This window comes from Litorimonas sp. (assembly GCA_029936425.1).
GTDB lineage: Bacteria > Pseudomonadota > Alphaproteobacteria > Caulobacterales > Maricaulaceae > Litorimonas.
Window position 1 is genome coordinate 142,072 of record JAPYSU010000002.1, and the last position, 14,090, is coordinate 156,161.

Below are 14,090 nucleotides of genomic sequence, written 5' to 3' on the forward strand. Positions count from 1 at the left end.
TTGGATTAAGCTGTGCCGCGTTTTTTTATTGACCGACCTATTTTTGCTTGGGTGATTTCGCTCTGTATATTGCTCTCTGGCTTTATTGCTTTGCGCGCACTTCCCGTCGAGCAATACCCTGAAATCGCCCCTCCATCGCTCTCTATTTCAGTGGTTTACCCGGGGGCTGATGCGGAAACCCTTGAACAAAATGTCATCCAGATCATTGAACAGCAGCTCAATGGCGTTGAAGGCTTTCTTTATATGGACTCCTCAAGCCAATCTAACGGGACAGGCTCTATAACACTGACCTTTGAATCCGGTACCGATATTGATATCGCGCAAACCGAAGTTCAAAACCGCCTGGGCACGGTTGAAGCCCGCCTCCCGGAAGATGTTCGCCGTCAGGGCATTCAAGTCCGCCAAGCTAATTCTTCCTTCCTGCAAATCATCGCATTGACGTCTAAGAGCGGTGATTTGAACACGACGGACTTGGGTAATGTTGCCTCCATTCAGGTTATTGATGAATTACGGCGCGTACCCGGCGTGGGCGATGTCACCTTATTTGGCTCGGAATATGCGATGCGCGTCTGGCTCGACCCAGAAAAATTGGCGTCTTACGAACTAACACCGTCAGAGGTTCTCTTCGCGATCAGGGAACAAAACAGCCAGACAGCGGGGGGCTCACTTGGCGCTCTGCCAAATCTGGATCAAACACAAATTACGGCGACGATTATAACGCAGAATAGATTCTCGACCGTCGAACAATTTCAGAAAATTATCCTCAGGGCCGAAACGGGCGGGGCCACGGTTCGATTGGAAGATGTCGCGCGCGTTGAAATAGGCGCTCAAAGCTACGCCACGAGCACCACACTCAATGGTCAACCTATGGCCGGAATGGCCATTCAGCTTGCTACGGGAGCAAATGCCCTCGCAGCAGCCGAGGGCGTGGAAAATCGTATGAAGGAATTGGAAGCCAGTCTTCCTTCGGACGTCGAATGGAAAATCCCTTACGATACAACGCCATTCGTTCGTGTTTCCGTGAAAGAAGTGGTCAAAACTCTTCTTGAGGCCATGGCCTTGGTCTTCCTTGTCATGTTTCTTTTCCTCCAGAGTTGGAGAGCAACTCTTATTCCTACTTTGGTTGTCCCCATCGCGCTTGCCGGGGCTTGTCTGGGATTATGGCTTTTCGGATTTTCCATAAATGTTTTGACGCTGTTCGGTATGGTTTTGGCAATTGGTATCCTCGTCGATGACGCGATCATTGTAATTGAAAATGTCGAAAGGATCATGCGCGAGGAAGGCTTGCCGCCCAAAGAAGCGACTCGGAAAGCTATGGATCAAATTACGGGAGCTATTATCGGGATTACGCTTGTTCTCGTCGCTGTCTTTTTACCCATGGCATTTTTCCCCGGCTCAACTGGAGGAATTTACAAACAATTTTCCGTAACCCTGGCCATTTCAATTCTGTTTTCTGCGCTTATGGCATTAACGCTCACGCCCGCCCTTTGCGCCACATTTTTAAAGCCAATCCCCCAAGAAGACGAATCTGGGGGCGAGCCCAATAAAAATGTTTCAAAATGGAATATCGGGGCCAGATTCTTTGGCGGGTTTAATCGTTGGTTCAAGCGCATGACGGACAGATATGGCCGGGCAACAGACGGGATACTGTCCCGACCTCTTCGCGGTTTTGCCGTATTTTGCGTCCTTGTTGGTTTAGCAGGGTTTCTATTCACCCGGCTGCCAACCGCTTTCCTCCCCGTAGAAGATCAAGGCTACTTAATTACAGCGGTTCAAGCGCCTCCCGGCGCAACGCGTGAAAGAACAGAAGCGACGATTGAGCCCGTTTCTGATTTCTGGCTGAACCAACCCGAAGTTGAGAACTTGGTCGTTGTTCGCGGATTTAGCTTTTTCGGACAAGGTCAAAACAATGCTCTCATGTTTAGTCCGCTCTATGACTGGAAAAAGCGAAAGGATGAAGAAAGCAAAGCTTCGGCATTATTGGGCAGAGCTATGGGCGAATTTTCTCAACTGGATAATGCAATGGTATTTGTTATCCAACCTCCAGCCATTCGATCTTTGGGGAATGCCAGTGGGTTCAGCCTCAAGCTTCAAGATAGAGGCGGACAAGGTAGAGAAGCTCTCACAAATGCGCGAAACCAGTTGTTAGGGCTAATGAGCCAGAGCGACATTATCACAAATGTCCGGCCTGAAGACCAAGCCGCCTCTCCGCAATTACGTGTTAACATAGACCGGGTGCTTGCCCGATCACTTGGCTTGTCTATCTCGGACGTTAACAGCACATTGGCAATTAATTTTGGCTCGGCTTTTGCAAATGAGTTTATCCGGGGCGGACGGTCACTCCAGGTTTATGTCCAGGCTGATGCGCCTCATCGTATGACCGCAGAAGATATTCTCTCCCTACGAGTCCCAAATCAAACTGGAGAACTTGTTCCTTTCAGCACTTTCGCAACAGCAGAATGGACAGCCGGGCCGCCGAGTCTCGCGCGTTATAACGGGTATCCTGCCATGACGATTTCTGGAGAAGCCGCTCCCGGCAAGTCGTCAGGAGCCGCTTTGGACGCCGTTGAGGAAATGGTCGCACAACTTCCCCAAGGTATTGGTTCGGAGTGGACCGGCCTCAGTTTTGAAGAAAAACGTTCAGCCGGTCAGATTGGTGCATTACTCGGCTTATCCGTATTGGTAGTCTTCCTTCTTCTCTCAGCCCTTTATGAGAGCTGGGCCATGCCTATCGCCGTTCTCTTGATTGTTCCCATAGGTGTGTTGGGCGCCGTCATATTCTCAATGCTGAGGGGCTTGTCGGCGGATATTTATTTCAATGTTGGACTGATCACAATTATTGGCCTCGCTGCGAAGAATGCAATCCTCATTGTCGAATTCGCTATCGAAGAAGAGGAAACAGGAAAGTCACCTCTGGAAGCTGTGAGAAGCGCCGCCCGGTTACGACTGCGACCCATTATCATGACTTCCATGGCATTTATTCTCGCTATGGTGCCTTTGGTGATTTCAAGCGGTGCAGGTGCGAATAGCCGTATTGCTGTGGGCACAGGCGTCATGGGCGGCATGATAACAGCAACGGCAATCGGTATTTTCATTATTCCGTTACTTTATCTTTTGATCCGTAAGCATCTGAGCCGAAAAGATCCAACAGCCTCCGGACAAATGGAGACGCATGATAAAAAAGGGAGCGCGTCATGACGCGTTTACTCAGCTCAGTCTCTTTTGCCGTAATTTTGTTATCTGCCTGTTCGCATATACAGCCGGAATACGTTTCTCCTGAGCTCGCGACAGAAGCTTCATATGAAACAAGTCTTCAGCCAGAGGGATCACTGACAGCGAGCCAGATTAATTGGCAGAACTATTTTATTGATGAGCGCCTTCAGCTCTTAATCCGGACAGCTCTCAACAATAACCGTAATCTACAGGCCGCAACGGCGAGGATTGAGCAGGCGCGGGCACGTTTTCGTATACAGGACAGTCGGCGCTTGCCCACTGTTTCTGCAACGGGAAGTGCAACCCGAAGCCGGATTCCGACCGACACAGGCGGGTTTGGCGGCGTTGCAGGCGGAGGACAAAACACCAACACCCCCAGCTCTGTAACGTTTAATAACTTTGATATCGGCGTTGGTGTCGCTTCTTATGAAATTGATTTTTGGGGGCGCCTGAGTAATTTAAGCGAAGCGGCCCGCGCCGAATATCTGGCAACGGAAGCCGCGCAGCGCGCATTCTATATCTCTTTGATTGGGGATGTTGCTTCCTCCTATTTCGACCTAATCGAATCCAGAGCTCAAATTGCTTTGGCCGTAGAGACTATGAGGTCGAGAGAAGAGGGTTTGGAGCTGGCAGAGATCCGTTTGGAATCAGGCATCACGTCTGCTCTGGATTTTCATCAGTCCCAAGCGCTTTTAACGCAAGCGGAACAGGCTTTAAGTAATCAAAAACTTCTAGAGGCGCAAAACCGCAATCAGCTCACAGTCTTAATTGGCGGGAAGCTTCCCCGGGAACTCCCTTCTGGACTTTCACTTGGAGAGCAAACGTCCAACCTCAGAATAGATGCGGGTTTGCCTTCCGACCTTTTGCTATCGCGTCCGGACATAATCTCTGCGGAACAAAGACTTCGGAGTGCAAGCGCAAACATAGCCGTCGCCCGAACCGCCTTTTTCCCGACCATATCTTTGACCGGGTCAGGCGGATTTACATCCAGTGAGCTGGGCGATCTTTTTGATACGGATAGCCTGACTTGGCGCTTTGGCCCTTCTATCAGTCTTCCAATATTCGACGCAGGCGCGCGCAAAGCGGATCTCGCCCTTGCGCGGGCCGTCGAAGAAGAAGCCGTCGCGAATTATGATTTGACGATACAAAACGCATTTCGGGATGTTTCCAACTCCCTTGCCGGCCGACGTTGGCTCGCAGAACTCGTGGATGCGCGCCTGCGCAATGTCGAAGCGCAGGAGCAAATCGCCCGTCTCGCGCAATTACGATATGACGAAGGCGTGGCTAATTATCTTGAAGTGCTCGACGCCGAACGTAACCTCTTTACCGCGCGACAAAGCCTATTACAGGCCCGCCGGATGGAAGATCAAAATTCAGTCTCGCTCTTTATTGCACTTGGCGGCGGATTATCGAATACCCCCTCACCGAACTAAGTCGAAGCCTGTTTCAGGCGAAAACTTCTGAGTTATTTCGGGGCGTCTGACTGTGCTTCTGGCAAAGCGGCTTGGAAAGCCTCTAATGCCTGACAAGTTTTCTCAACGCGAACGAGGTTAGGAAATCGATCCATGTCCACGCCAAAGCGTCGTGCATTATAGATTTGCGGCACAAGGCAGCATTCAAAAAACATCGGCGTGTCAGTATAGAAAAATTTCGTATCGGGGCTCGCCATTTTCTCAAGGCTTTCAAACCCTTTGGCGATCCAGTGAGCGGACCATTTTTTAACGCCCGCATCTTCCTGCCCATGTTCCGCCCGGATATATTTCAAGACCGATAGATTTTGTATGGGTGATATATCTGAAGCAATCACCAAGGACGCTGCTAATATACGAGAGCGTAAAATTGCGTCCTCGGGCATCAGCGGATGATTTGAATGCGTCGCGTCCAGATAGTCCAGAATGGCCAGAGATTGAGTGAGGCGTGTTCCGTCCTCTAATTCCAGAACCGGCAGATAACCTTGAGGGTTACGTTCGGAATGTTCGGATAGGAGCTGTTCGCCTTCCCGGAGATTGACCGGGACATGGCGAACTTCAATTCCTTTTAGGCCCAAAGCAATGCGAACTCGATAGCTCGCAGAGCTGCGCCAATATCCGTAGAGCGTCATCATAGATTAAAGTTCTTTAGTTTAAGCATCCGGGCCTTCATATTTTTCAACGACATTCTCAATGCGTCCAAAAATAGATTTTCCTTCCGCGTCGTTCATCTCAATGCCGACTGTGTCGCCAAAGCGCATGAACGGGGTGATAAATTCGCCTGTCTGGATTTTTTCGATCATCCGGATTTCAGCGATGCAGCTGTAACCGACGCCGCCATCTTCGATTTTCTTGCCTTCGCCGCCTTCAAATTTATTTGAAACCGTACCGGACCCGATAATGGCGCCAGCGCTCAGGTCTCGGGTCTTGGCGGCATGGGCGACAAGTTCTGACATGTTAAAGGTCATATCCTGTTTGACGTTTGCCTTGCCGAACGGCTTGCCGTTGTAATCAACGAGGAGCGGAAGATCGATAGTTCCTTCGCCCCAAGAATCGCCCAATTCATCAGGGGTGACGGCTACCGGTGAGAAAGCACTTGAGGCCTTGCCCTGTACAAAGCCAAAGCCTTTACGAAGCTCATTCGGGATGAGTCCGCGTAAGCTGACATCATTAACGAGCATGATCAGTTTAATGTGCTTTTCAGCGTCTTTAACGGACACGCCCATCGGAACGTCATCTGTGATAACGGTAATTTCCGCTTCCATGTCAATGCCATAAGCCTCATCAGCCGCGACGATAGGATCGCGCGGGCCGATAAAGCTGTCGGAGCCGCCCTGATACATAAGCGGGTCTGAATAAAAGCTTTCCGGCACTTCAGCATCCCGAGCTTTGCGGACAAGCTCGACGTGATTGAGATAGGCTGAGCCATCCATCCAGGTATAGGCGCGCGGCAAAGGTGAGTGACATGCCGTTTGATCGAAATCAAAACTGTCCACCTTTCCGGCATTCAGCATTTCATACCTTGCGGCCAGCTGAGGCGCGTAAAGATCCCAGTCATCAAGCGCGGCCTGAAGGGTCGGGACAATATCACTCGCATCTGCCGCCTTGGACAGATCGCGGGAAACAATAATTAACTGGCCGTCGCGGCCATCTTTAAGGGAAGCGAGTTTCATATCAATCTAGCTTTCGTTTTGAATTTTTTCATGAAGCCACGCCGCGTGACGCGGGGCTTTTTTCGTCTCTGACCATTCGGCCAGCATCTCTGGGGCTACAGTGCGTAGCTTCGTCATTTGTTCCGGCGTGTGAATATTTGCGGCCAGTTCAAGTCGGTGGCCGTTCGGATCAAAGAAATATATCGACTTGAAAATACCGTGATGGGTCGGCCCAAGGACCTCGATGCCTGCGGACTCGAGGCTTTCTTTCGCCTCCAATAAGTCTTCGAGCGTATCGACCCTCAAGGCAATATGCTGCACCCATTCCGGCGTGTTACGGTCTCGATCCATATCGGGCTGTTCCGGGAGTTCGAAAAAAGCCAGAACATTATTGTTTCCCGCATCCATGAAGATGTGCATGTAAGGATCATACGCCCCGGTCGAAGGCACGTGATCTTCGGCTATCGCCAGTTGGAAATCCATATTTAAATGGTTTTGATAAAACTCGACCGTTTCCTTGGCGTCCTTACACCGATAAGCAACGTGATGAAATCCATCTGTCTTGATCGTCATTACGCCCTCGCTTTGGGTTTGGGAGTTGTCTCCAAAACACCTCGTTCGATTTGATCGCGTTCGATTGACTGGAAGAGGGCTTTGAAATTGCCCTCGCCAAATCCTTCATCGCCTTTGCGCTGAATAAATTCAAAGAATACCGGCCCAATTTGAGGCTGAGCAAAGATCTGCAATAACAGGCGCGGATCATTGTCGTCAGTGCTACCGTCGAGAAGCAGCCCCCGGACTTTCAATTCCTCGGCGTTTTCCCCGTGATTAGGCAGGCGCTCATCCAGCATATCGTAATATGTATCCGGCGGAGCTTTCATCAGGTTCACACCCGCATCCCGCAATTTATCGACACAGGCATAAAGATCATCGCAAGACAGAGCGATATGCTGAATGCCTTCGCCGCGATGCTCCAGCAGATATTCTTCGATCTGGCCTTTACCGTCTTCGCCCTCTTCATTGAGCGGGATACGAATTTTGCCATCCGGCGCGGTGAGAGCGCGGGATTTCAGACCCGTATATTCACCTTTAATATCAAAATAGCGGATTTCACGGAAATTGAATAGGCGTTCGTAATATTCCGCCCAGTAATCCATGCGGCCCCGATAAACATTGTGGGTCAGGTGATCGACAACGTTAAAGCCAAAGCCTTTTGGATGTTTATCAACACCCTCTAAATATTCGAAATCAATATCATAAATGGAGAGATCATCTCCGTAACGGTCAATAAAGTATATCAGACCGCCGCCAATACCGCGTATTGCCGGAATGGAAAGTTCCATTGGCCCGACATGTGTGTCCACCGTTTCCGCGCCAAGCTCTATCGCTCGCTCATAGGCCTGTTTCGCGTTTTCAACACGAAAGCCCATACCGCAAGCGGAGGGACCGTGTTCGCGGCAGAAATGCCCGGCGGGAGATTTGTTTTCGTAATTTGTAATCAGGTTAATGTCGCCTTGACGCCATAACTCGACATCTTTGGACCGGTGACGGGCGATTTTGGTAAAGCCCATAGTGGTAAAAATTTTTTCCAAATGGCCTTTTTCGGGCGCAGAAAATTCGATGAATTCAAAACCGTCCAGCCCCATTGGGTTTTCAAAAAGATCAGCCATAACGCTCTCCAATTCTCTTAACATTATTAGTTGCGATAACAACTAACAGTAATTGGTTGCAATTGCAACATCTTTTTTGCATAAAGGGTTTATGTCTGTTGATAAAGATACGCATATCGACCTGGAAAGTTTCTGGCCCTATCAAGTGATTGTTCTGGCGGATCAAATCAGTCGCTACACACTCGAAATTGTGCGATCCGAAGCGAATATCAATCAAAGCCAGTGGCGGGTTTTGGCCGCCATTGCAGATCAGCCCGGGCGAACAGCCGCAGACGTCACGGCCGTCACCCCCATGGATAAAACGATTGTCAGCCGGGCTGTCAGCTCATTGATCGAGCAAGGGCTCGTGAAGAAAACACCAAGCCAAGGCGACAAGAGGCGTTCCACATTAGAGACGACGGCCGCAGGCCTGGAAACCTATTCGACTATCGCAAAAAAATTGGCTGCCACACTTATTCCTTCCGGTGAGGACGCCTCAAAGACCGCCGGGTTTGTAAAGACCTTGAAAGAGTTCAGTTCAAAGATGGATAAAATCAATCAGGCACAATCTTTGCCAAAAGAATGATTTCCACTTTTGCTGTCTGATCGTTTCTCAACAGCTTCGGACAGATTTACCATTGCCCCGGAATTGCGACTCTCCATATACCCTTTCGGAACTTTCGATTCCGAGCAACTGGCATGGCAAAACTCTATTTCAATTTTTCCGCAATGAATGCCGGGAAATCGACGATTTTATTGCAGTCTTCCTATAACTATTTCGAACGCGGCATGCACACCTTGCTGCTGAAACCCATCATCGACAATCGTGAGGACAGCGGAGCCCTGATTACTTCCCGGATTGGCCTAGAAGCAAAGGCTGATACGTTTTGCGAAGAAATTGATCTCGAGAAACACATCCTAAAATCTCATAAGAAAAAGCGGATTGATTGCGTTCTTCTGGACGAAGCCCAGTTTCTAACCCGCGATCAAGTCTGGCAATTGGCCCGCGTGAGCGACGACCACGGCATCCCTATCATGTGCTATGGATTACGGACGGATTTTCAAGGCCGGCTTTTTCCAGGCAGCGCAGCGCTTTTGGCAATTGCGGATGATATCCGGGAAATTCGAACGCTTTGCTGGTGCGGCCGTAAGGCGACCATGAATATGCGGGTGGATGCAAGCGGCGGCGCAGTCACAGAAGGCGAACAGGTCGAAGTGGGCGGTAATGAACGCTATATCACATTATGCCGCCGTCATTGGCGAGAAAAACTCATCAACGCCCCCGCCGCCGCGGCCGAATAATCTCTAGCCATAGGTTGAAAGCTGCTTGACCAGCAGATCAAAAAAGCCGGGCGTGTCCACGTCATAAGCCCAGCGTGCATTTCGCGGAAGATCTGTCGCATACCAGAAATCCACGGCTGTGTGGCCGCGTGTAAGATCTGATTCCGTTTCAACGCGGATATTGCAGGATTTCAGCGTGAATATCTCTGGCTTCAATATATAGGCCATAGTGCAAGGGTCATGGAGCGGCGCGCCGTTTGTTCCGTATTTCTCTGCATCAAACCGCCCATAGTGGGTAAGCAGGCTATACGCTGCATCTGCGACCGGATTACCGATATTCTTGATGCGCTCTAGGACGGCGTCAGAAGACAAAACTTGATGCGTAACATCAAGACCAAACACCACAAGCGGAACGCCGCTCTCAAAAACGATATTGGCCGCATGAGGGTCAACATAAATATTGAATTCGGCGGAAGGGGTGATGTTACCTCCTTCTTTCAAAGCCCCGCCCATCAGAACAATCTCTTTCATTTTTGCGGCAATTTCGGGCTTTTTCTGCAAGGCCTTTGCAACATTTGTGAGCGGTCCTGTCGGGACAAGCGTGACGCTTTTATCCTCTGCGGCCATCAGCGTGTCGATAATAAAATCGACGGCGTTTTGGGACTGAAGCGCCATTTCCGGTTCGGTAATTTCAATGCCTTCCAAACCCTCGCTGCCATGAACTTCTTCAGCGGTCGCGAGTGGGTATTTGAGCGGAGCGTCGCACCCCGCATAAATCGGAATATCCGTTCGCCCCGCCAACTCACAAAGAAGACGCGCATTGCGCTGCGTTTTCTCGAGGCTCGTATTTCCGGCCACAACTGTAATACCAAGTATCTCGTACTCGTCAGTTTTGGGCAGTGCCAAAAATAGATTTATGGCGTCATCCTGTCCCGGGTCACAGTCAATAATAAGGCGTCGCGTCATAAATTTTTCCTTTAGTTTCGTTTGGCCAAAAACGAAATGAACGCCTTGCATAACGATCTTGAATGCAAAAGAGAATAGCCGATAGGCGCTAGGCTCTTGATAGAGGCGCTTTCTTGGCTTAGGCGAACTCAAATTATCTGAATTTGAGTAGTCCCATGGAAAAATTATTTGTCAGCGCGGAAGAGCTATTGAAAGATTCCTTCGAACTAGCCTTGCAAATTTTTGAGAGCGGTTATCGCCCGTCCTTCATCGTCGGAGTTTGGCGCGGCGGCACACCTGTCGGAATTGCCATTCAGGAAGTGCTTGAACTGCTCGGTTGTGACACCGATCATTTTTCCATCCGAACCTCTTCTTACGAAGCGATGGATAAACAATCCAAGACGGTCAAAGTTTACGGTCTTCAGCACCTGGTCGATACAATCAATGTAGACGATCAGCTTTTGATTATTGATGATATCTTCGACAGCGGGCGCAGCGTCGATGCCATCATCAGCAAACTGGAAGAAAAATGCCGCCGCAATACACCGAGCGATATCCGCGTGGCCACCGTGTATTACAAACCGACACGCAATAAAACAGAGCGAACCCCGGATTTCTATTTGCATGAAACGGATGCCTGGACAGTCTTTCCGCATGAGCTTGAAGGCTGCTCCGCGGAAGAGTTGAAAAAAACCAAACCTCTTCCAGACCGTATTTTCGATCTCTTGCCTAAGTCCTAGAGAGTTTCAGAAGCGCTTCGACCTCAGCCCTTGTCGGAGCGGCACTCTGCGCGCCTAACTTGGTTGTTGCCAGAGCGCCAACTGTGCAGGCAAAATTCAACGCATCCATCTTTGTCTGACCTTCAGCTAGAGCGACCGTAAGCGCTGCAGCGAAAGCATCCCCCGCCCCTGTTGTATCGATTACGTCTACCTTCGGCGGTTTGGCCGTTGCGATCAATTCGCCCTGTTTGAATAACTTTGCCCCCTCTCCTCCCAATGTTAGGGCGAGTAGTCCTGGATATCCCTCAAGCTCCGACTGATAAGCAGCATATTCACCTTCATTTACAATGATAAGGTCTGCCCTCTCAAATACCTTTGTGACATCTGGAGTGAACGGAGAAGCGTTCACAGACACAAACCCCTTATAACCCTTCAACCCCGCAAGCAGGGTCGGAACCGGAATTTCAAATTGGCTTAAAACCGCATCTTCAGTGACGGGACTCAAATGATCTGCCGAAAAGGCAGCGTTCGCCCCTGACGCAACGGCAATCTGGTTTTCGCCGTCTTCCGCCACATTGATAAAGGCAACTCCTGTGGCTTCATTGTCTATCGTCGCCACAGATTTCAGGTTTACACCTGCCTTCCTTAAACTCGACAAGGCTTCCTTGGCATAAGGGTCGTCCCCCACAGCCGCTTGCAGGCGGACATTTGCTCCGAGACGCTGTGCGGCGAGTGCGGTATTCGCGCCCTTTCCGCCCGGCGTGGAATGAAACTTCCCCTGAGTGACAGTCTCTCCGGCGCGCGGCAGATGAGCGGTCTGGATCACCATGTCCAGATTAATGGAACCAAGAACGCAAAGTGTAGGGGCAGTCGTCATACCTGTCTTTAGGATATGCAAGCCAACTTCAAAAGCTATTTTAATTTGGGTCGCGCTCGTGCTAGTTCCGATTCCCGCTAAATGACAGGCGGAGAATATAAGTGATCCGTTATGATAAAAATTGAGCCCATCAGCTTTAATCTCTGGAAAAAAGACAAAGAGGCTTTCGCCAAGAAATTTGGGGACTCTTTTCGCGAAACCGGTTTCGCCGTTATTTCGGACCACACCATTCCCGAAGCCGTCATTGATAAAGCGGATGACGCGGCGAGAGACTTTTTCGCCCTGCCTGAGGACGTAAAACGTCAATACGCCGATCCGGAAGACGGGCATCAACGCGGGCATTCCCCTTTCATGACGGAAAATGCCAAAGGTAAATCCCAGGCGGATTTGAAAGAGTTCTGGCATACCGGACGGGCCCTACCCGAAGGATCACCTTACCGGAAAACGATGAAGGACACGCCCTCCGTCAAAGAGCTCGACACTTTCGACGAGGATACTCGCGCGCTTTACGAAGAATTGGATAAATTCGGGGCCGACCTTTTACGGGCCGTTGCGCTCTATCTTGATCTGAAAGAAGACTGGTTTGAAGACAAGATAAATGTTGGAAATTCCATCCTGCGTCTTCTTCATTACCCGCCGCAAACAAAGCCGCAGCCCGAAGGCAGCGTTCGCGCAGGCGCACATGAAGACATCAATCTGATTACGCTTTTACTCGGCGCCGAAGAAGCCGGCCTTCAGGCAAAGCACCGATCCGGAGAGTGGATGGATATAAACGCACCGGAGGGCGCCGTTGTCGTCAATGTCGGTGATATGCTGCAACGTATGACGGCAGGTCTGCTGCCTTCAACGACCCACCGCGTTCTAAACCCCTCCCCCGAACGCGCGAAATTCCCGCGTTATTCCAAACCGTTTTTCCTGCATTTGAATAATGACGCCATGATAACGCCGATTGAGAGCTGTGTTGAGAAAGGCGGAACGGCAGAACCGCCCATTACCGCAGGGGATTACCTGACAGAACGTTTGATAGAGATTGGGCTTATTAAGGCCTAAACCGCCACCAATATTCCCGCTAAGGCCGCACTCATCAAATTGGCGAGCGAGGCCGCAAAGACGGCTTTCACCCCCATTTTCGCTATTTCCGGCATACGGTCGGGAATAAGCGCCCCCAAACCACCCAATAAGATAGCGATCGAACTCAAATTGGCGAATCCACAAAGGGCGAAGGTCAGAATGATGACCGTGCGATCAGAGAGTTGGTCCTGAACATTTACCAAGCTGATATAGGCGATAAACTCATTCAACACGACTTTCTCGCCAAAAATGGCGCCGGCCTGCTGAGCCTCGGCCCAAGGCACATTCAGAGCGTACATAACGGGCGCAAAGATGAGGCCTAAAATACTCTGGACACTCAGGTTTTCTAGTCCAAAGAAACCACCCGCCCATCCTAATAATCCATTGCAAAGCGCAATGAGAGAAACAAAAGCCAGCAACATCGCGCCGATACTTACCGCGAGGGCGACACCATTTTGAGCGCCCACCGCCGCCGCCATAATAACGTTGGAATGTTTAGTTGATCTGCCGAGAGAGAAAATATCTTCTTCTTTTTTGGCTCCCAGTTCGGGCGCTGGGTCAGGCATAATAATTTTCGCCATTAGCAACCCACCAGGCGCAGACATGAAACTCGCCGCGATCAAATATTCGGCGCTAATACCAAGCTGGATATATCCCGCCAGCACCGTACCAGCGATAGAGGCCAGTCCGGACACCATAATCGTGAAAAGCTCAAACCGGTTAATACTGGGAAGATAAGGTTTAAGCGTCAGAGGCGCTTCGGTTTGCCCCACGAAAATATTGGCCACAACATTGAGCGATTCAATCGGTTTGGTTCCGGTCAGAAAATGAATCGCCTTGCCGCCATATTTCACGACCAGCTGCATGAACTTCATATGGTACAATACCTCCATTAACGAGGCGAAGAAAATAACGACCGGAAGAACTCTCACAAGAAAGCTAAAGCCCAGGCTTTCATCCGCCAAGCCGCCGAAAACCATTTCTATTCCGGCCGTTGCATAGCTGAGGAGCGTTGTGACTTTCTCGGACATGGCCTGCAAAACCACTTTCCCGAACGGCACATAAAGCACCAGAACCGCAATCATCACCTGAAGGGCGAAACAGGAGAGTACGATACGTGGGCTGATGGCGCGTTTGTTATTGGACGCTATAAACGCGACAATAAGAATGAGAGCTATACCGAAGAGGCCGAAGGCAGGATGATGCATGAGGTT

13 protein-coding genes are annotated in these 14,090 nt (G+C 50.3%); 6 read left to right on the forward strand and 7 right to left on the reverse strand.

Annotation, left to right across the window (positions count from 1 at the left end; genetic code table 11):
- Positions 1 to 12 precede the first annotated feature (12 nt).
- Together ACN0IC_RS02520 and ACN0IC_RS02525 are read left to right on the forward strand one after the other, a co-directional pair.
- Positions 13 to 3,198, forward strand: coding sequence for a multidrug efflux RND transporter permease subunit (locus ACN0IC_RS02520; RefSeq protein ID WP_416877182.1), 3,186 nt, complete (start codon positions 13 to 15; stop codon positions 3,196 to 3,198).
- Positions 3,195 to 4,646: an efflux transporter outer membrane subunit gene (locus ACN0IC_RS02525; protein WP_416877183.1), complete on the forward strand. Its 1,452-nt coding sequence runs from the start codon at positions 3,195 to 3,197 to the stop codon at positions 4,644 to 4,646. The genes ACN0IC_RS02520 and ACN0IC_RS02525 overlap by 4 nt, the downstream gene beginning before the upstream one ends.
- A 32-nt stretch (positions 4,647 to 4,678) precedes the next feature.
- Here the strand turns inward: ACN0IC_RS02525 and maiA are convergent, their stop codons facing one another.
- From maiA to hppD, 4 genes are read right to left on the reverse strand one after another with little or no spacing between them, the layout of a single operon-like run.
- Positions 4,679 to 5,317 carry a maleylacetoacetate isomerase gene (gene maiA / locus ACN0IC_RS02530; protein ID WP_416877184.1) on the reverse strand — a complete coding sequence of 213 codons (639 nt, stop codon included), beginning with the start codon at positions 5,315 to 5,317 and terminating at the stop codon, positions 4,679 to 4,681.
- An 18-nt stretch (positions 5,318 to 5,335) separates the two neighbouring features.
- Positions 5,336 to 6,355 carry a fumarylacetoacetate hydrolase family protein gene (locus tag ACN0IC_RS02535; protein WP_416877185.1) on the reverse strand — a complete coding sequence of 340 codons (1,020 nt, stop codon included), beginning with the start codon at positions 6,353 to 6,355 and terminating at the stop codon, positions 5,336 to 5,338.
- Positions 6,356 to 6,361: 6 nt separating this feature from the next.
- Positions 6,362 to 6,907 carry a VOC family protein gene (locus tag ACN0IC_RS02540; protein ID WP_416877186.1) on the reverse strand — a complete coding sequence of 182 codons (546 nt, stop codon included), beginning with the start codon at positions 6,905 to 6,907 and terminating at the stop codon, positions 6,362 to 6,364.
- Positions 6,907 to 8,004, reverse strand: a complete 1,098-nt coding sequence (gene hppD, locus ACN0IC_RS02545; protein ID WP_416877187.1) for a 4-hydroxyphenylpyruvate dioxygenase — start codon at positions 8,002 to 8,004, stop codon at positions 6,907 to 6,909. Before hppD ends, ACN0IC_RS02540 begins: the two co-directional genes overlap by 1 nt.
- 91 nt (positions 8,005 to 8,095) lie before the next feature.
- On the opposite strand from hppD, the gene ACN0IC_RS02550 reads away from it, so the two are divergent.
- Together ACN0IC_RS02550 and ACN0IC_RS02555 are read left to right on the forward strand one after the other, a co-directional pair.
- The gene (locus ACN0IC_RS02550; protein ID WP_416877188.1) at positions 8,096 to 8,569 is read left to right on the forward strand and encodes a MarR family winged helix-turn-helix transcriptional regulator; all 474 of its coding nucleotides are present in this window, start codon (positions 8,096 to 8,098) and stop codon (positions 8,567 to 8,569) included.
- Between the two features lie 113 nt (positions 8,570 to 8,682).
- Positions 8,683 to 9,285: a thymidine kinase gene (locus ACN0IC_RS02555; RefSeq protein WP_416877189.1), complete on the forward strand. Its 603-nt coding sequence runs from the start codon at positions 8,683 to 8,685 to the stop codon at positions 9,283 to 9,285.
- A gap of 3 nt (positions 9,286 to 9,288) precedes the next feature.
- Here ACN0IC_RS02555 and ACN0IC_RS02560 read toward each other — a convergent pair whose 3' ends face one another.
- Positions 9,289 to 10,230, reverse strand: coding sequence for a nucleoside hydrolase (locus tag ACN0IC_RS02560; RefSeq protein WP_416877190.1), 942 nt, complete (start codon positions 10,228 to 10,230; stop codon positions 9,289 to 9,291).
- A 155-nt stretch (positions 10,231 to 10,385) separates the two neighbouring features.
- Between ACN0IC_RS02560 and ACN0IC_RS02565 the strand changes: the two genes are divergently transcribed.
- Positions 10,386 to 10,949: a phosphoribosyltransferase gene (locus ACN0IC_RS02565; protein ID WP_416877191.1), complete on the forward strand. Its 564-nt coding sequence runs from the start codon at positions 10,386 to 10,388 to the stop codon at positions 10,947 to 10,949.
- On the opposite strand, the gene ACN0IC_RS02570 is transcribed toward ACN0IC_RS02565, so the two are convergent.
- Positions 10,939 to 11,805: a ribokinase gene (locus tag ACN0IC_RS02570; RefSeq protein ID WP_416877192.1), complete on the reverse strand. Its 867-nt coding sequence runs from the start codon at positions 11,803 to 11,805 to the stop codon at positions 10,939 to 10,941. The two genes, ACN0IC_RS02565 and ACN0IC_RS02570, sit on opposite strands and share 11 nt — an antisense overlap.
- Before the next feature lie 111 nt (positions 11,806 to 11,916).
- Between ACN0IC_RS02570 and ACN0IC_RS02575 the strand changes: the two genes are divergently transcribed.
- Positions 11,917 to 12,855 (forward strand): isopenicillin N synthase family dioxygenase, encoded by a 939-nt coding sequence (locus tag ACN0IC_RS02575; RefSeq protein ID WP_416877193.1) that lies wholly within the window; start codon positions 11,917 to 11,919, stop codon positions 12,853 to 12,855.
- Here the strand turns inward: ACN0IC_RS02575 and ACN0IC_RS02580 are convergent.
- Entirely contained in the window at positions 12,852 to 14,084 is a 1,233-nt protein-coding gene (locus tag ACN0IC_RS02580; protein ID WP_416877194.1) for a NupC/NupG family nucleoside CNT transporter, read from the reverse strand. The genes ACN0IC_RS02575 and ACN0IC_RS02580 overlap by 4 nt on opposite strands.
- Positions 14,085 to 14,090: the final 6 nt, after the last annotated feature.

What these genes read in the sequence shown, in the direction of transcription:
- ACN0IC_RS02525 (WP_416877183.1), top strand. Translation starts at nt 3,195, where the DNA reads ATGACGCGTTTACTCAGCTCAGTCTCTTTTGCCGTAATTTTGTTATCT.
- maiA (WP_416877184.1), bottom strand. Translation starts at nt 5,317, where the DNA reads ATGATGACGCTCTACGGATATTGGCGCAGCTCTGCGAGCTATCGAGTT.
- ACN0IC_RS02535 (WP_416877185.1), bottom strand. Translation starts at nt 6,355, where the DNA reads ATGAAACTCGCTTCCCTTAAAGATGGCCGCGACGGCCAGTTAATTATT.
- ACN0IC_RS02540 (WP_416877186.1), bottom strand. Translation starts at nt 6,907, where the DNA reads ATGACGATCAAGACAGATGGATTTCATCACGTTGCTTATCGGTGTAAG.
- hppD (WP_416877187.1), bottom strand. Translation starts at nt 8,004, where the DNA reads ATGGCTGATCTTTTTGAAAACCCAATGGGGCTGGACGGTTTTGAATTC.
- ACN0IC_RS02550 (WP_416877188.1), top strand. Translation starts at nt 8,096, where the DNA reads ATGTCTGTTGATAAAGATACGCATATCGACCTGGAAAGTTTCTGGCCC.
- ACN0IC_RS02555 (WP_416877189.1), top strand. Translation starts at nt 8,683, where the DNA reads ATGGCAAAACTCTATTTCAATTTTTCCGCAATGAATGCCGGGAAATCG.
- ACN0IC_RS02560 (WP_416877190.1), bottom strand. Translation starts at nt 10,230, where the DNA reads ATGACGCGACGCCTTATTATTGACTGTGACCCGGGACAGGATGACGCC.
- ACN0IC_RS02565 (WP_416877191.1), top strand. Translation starts at nt 10,386, where the DNA reads ATGGAAAAATTATTTGTCAGCGCGGAAGAGCTATTGAAAGATTCCTTC.
- ACN0IC_RS02570 (WP_416877192.1), bottom strand. Translation starts at nt 11,805, where the DNA reads ATGACGACTGCCCCTACACTTTGCGTTCTTGGTTCCATTAATCTGGAC.
- ACN0IC_RS02575 (WP_416877193.1), top strand. Translation starts at nt 11,917, where the DNA reads ATGATAAAAATTGAGCCCATCAGCTTTAATCTCTGGAAAAAAGACAAA.
- ACN0IC_RS02580 (WP_416877194.1), bottom strand. Translation starts at nt 14,084, where the DNA reads ATGCATCATCCTGCCTTCGGCCTCTTCGGTATAGCTCTCATTCTTATT.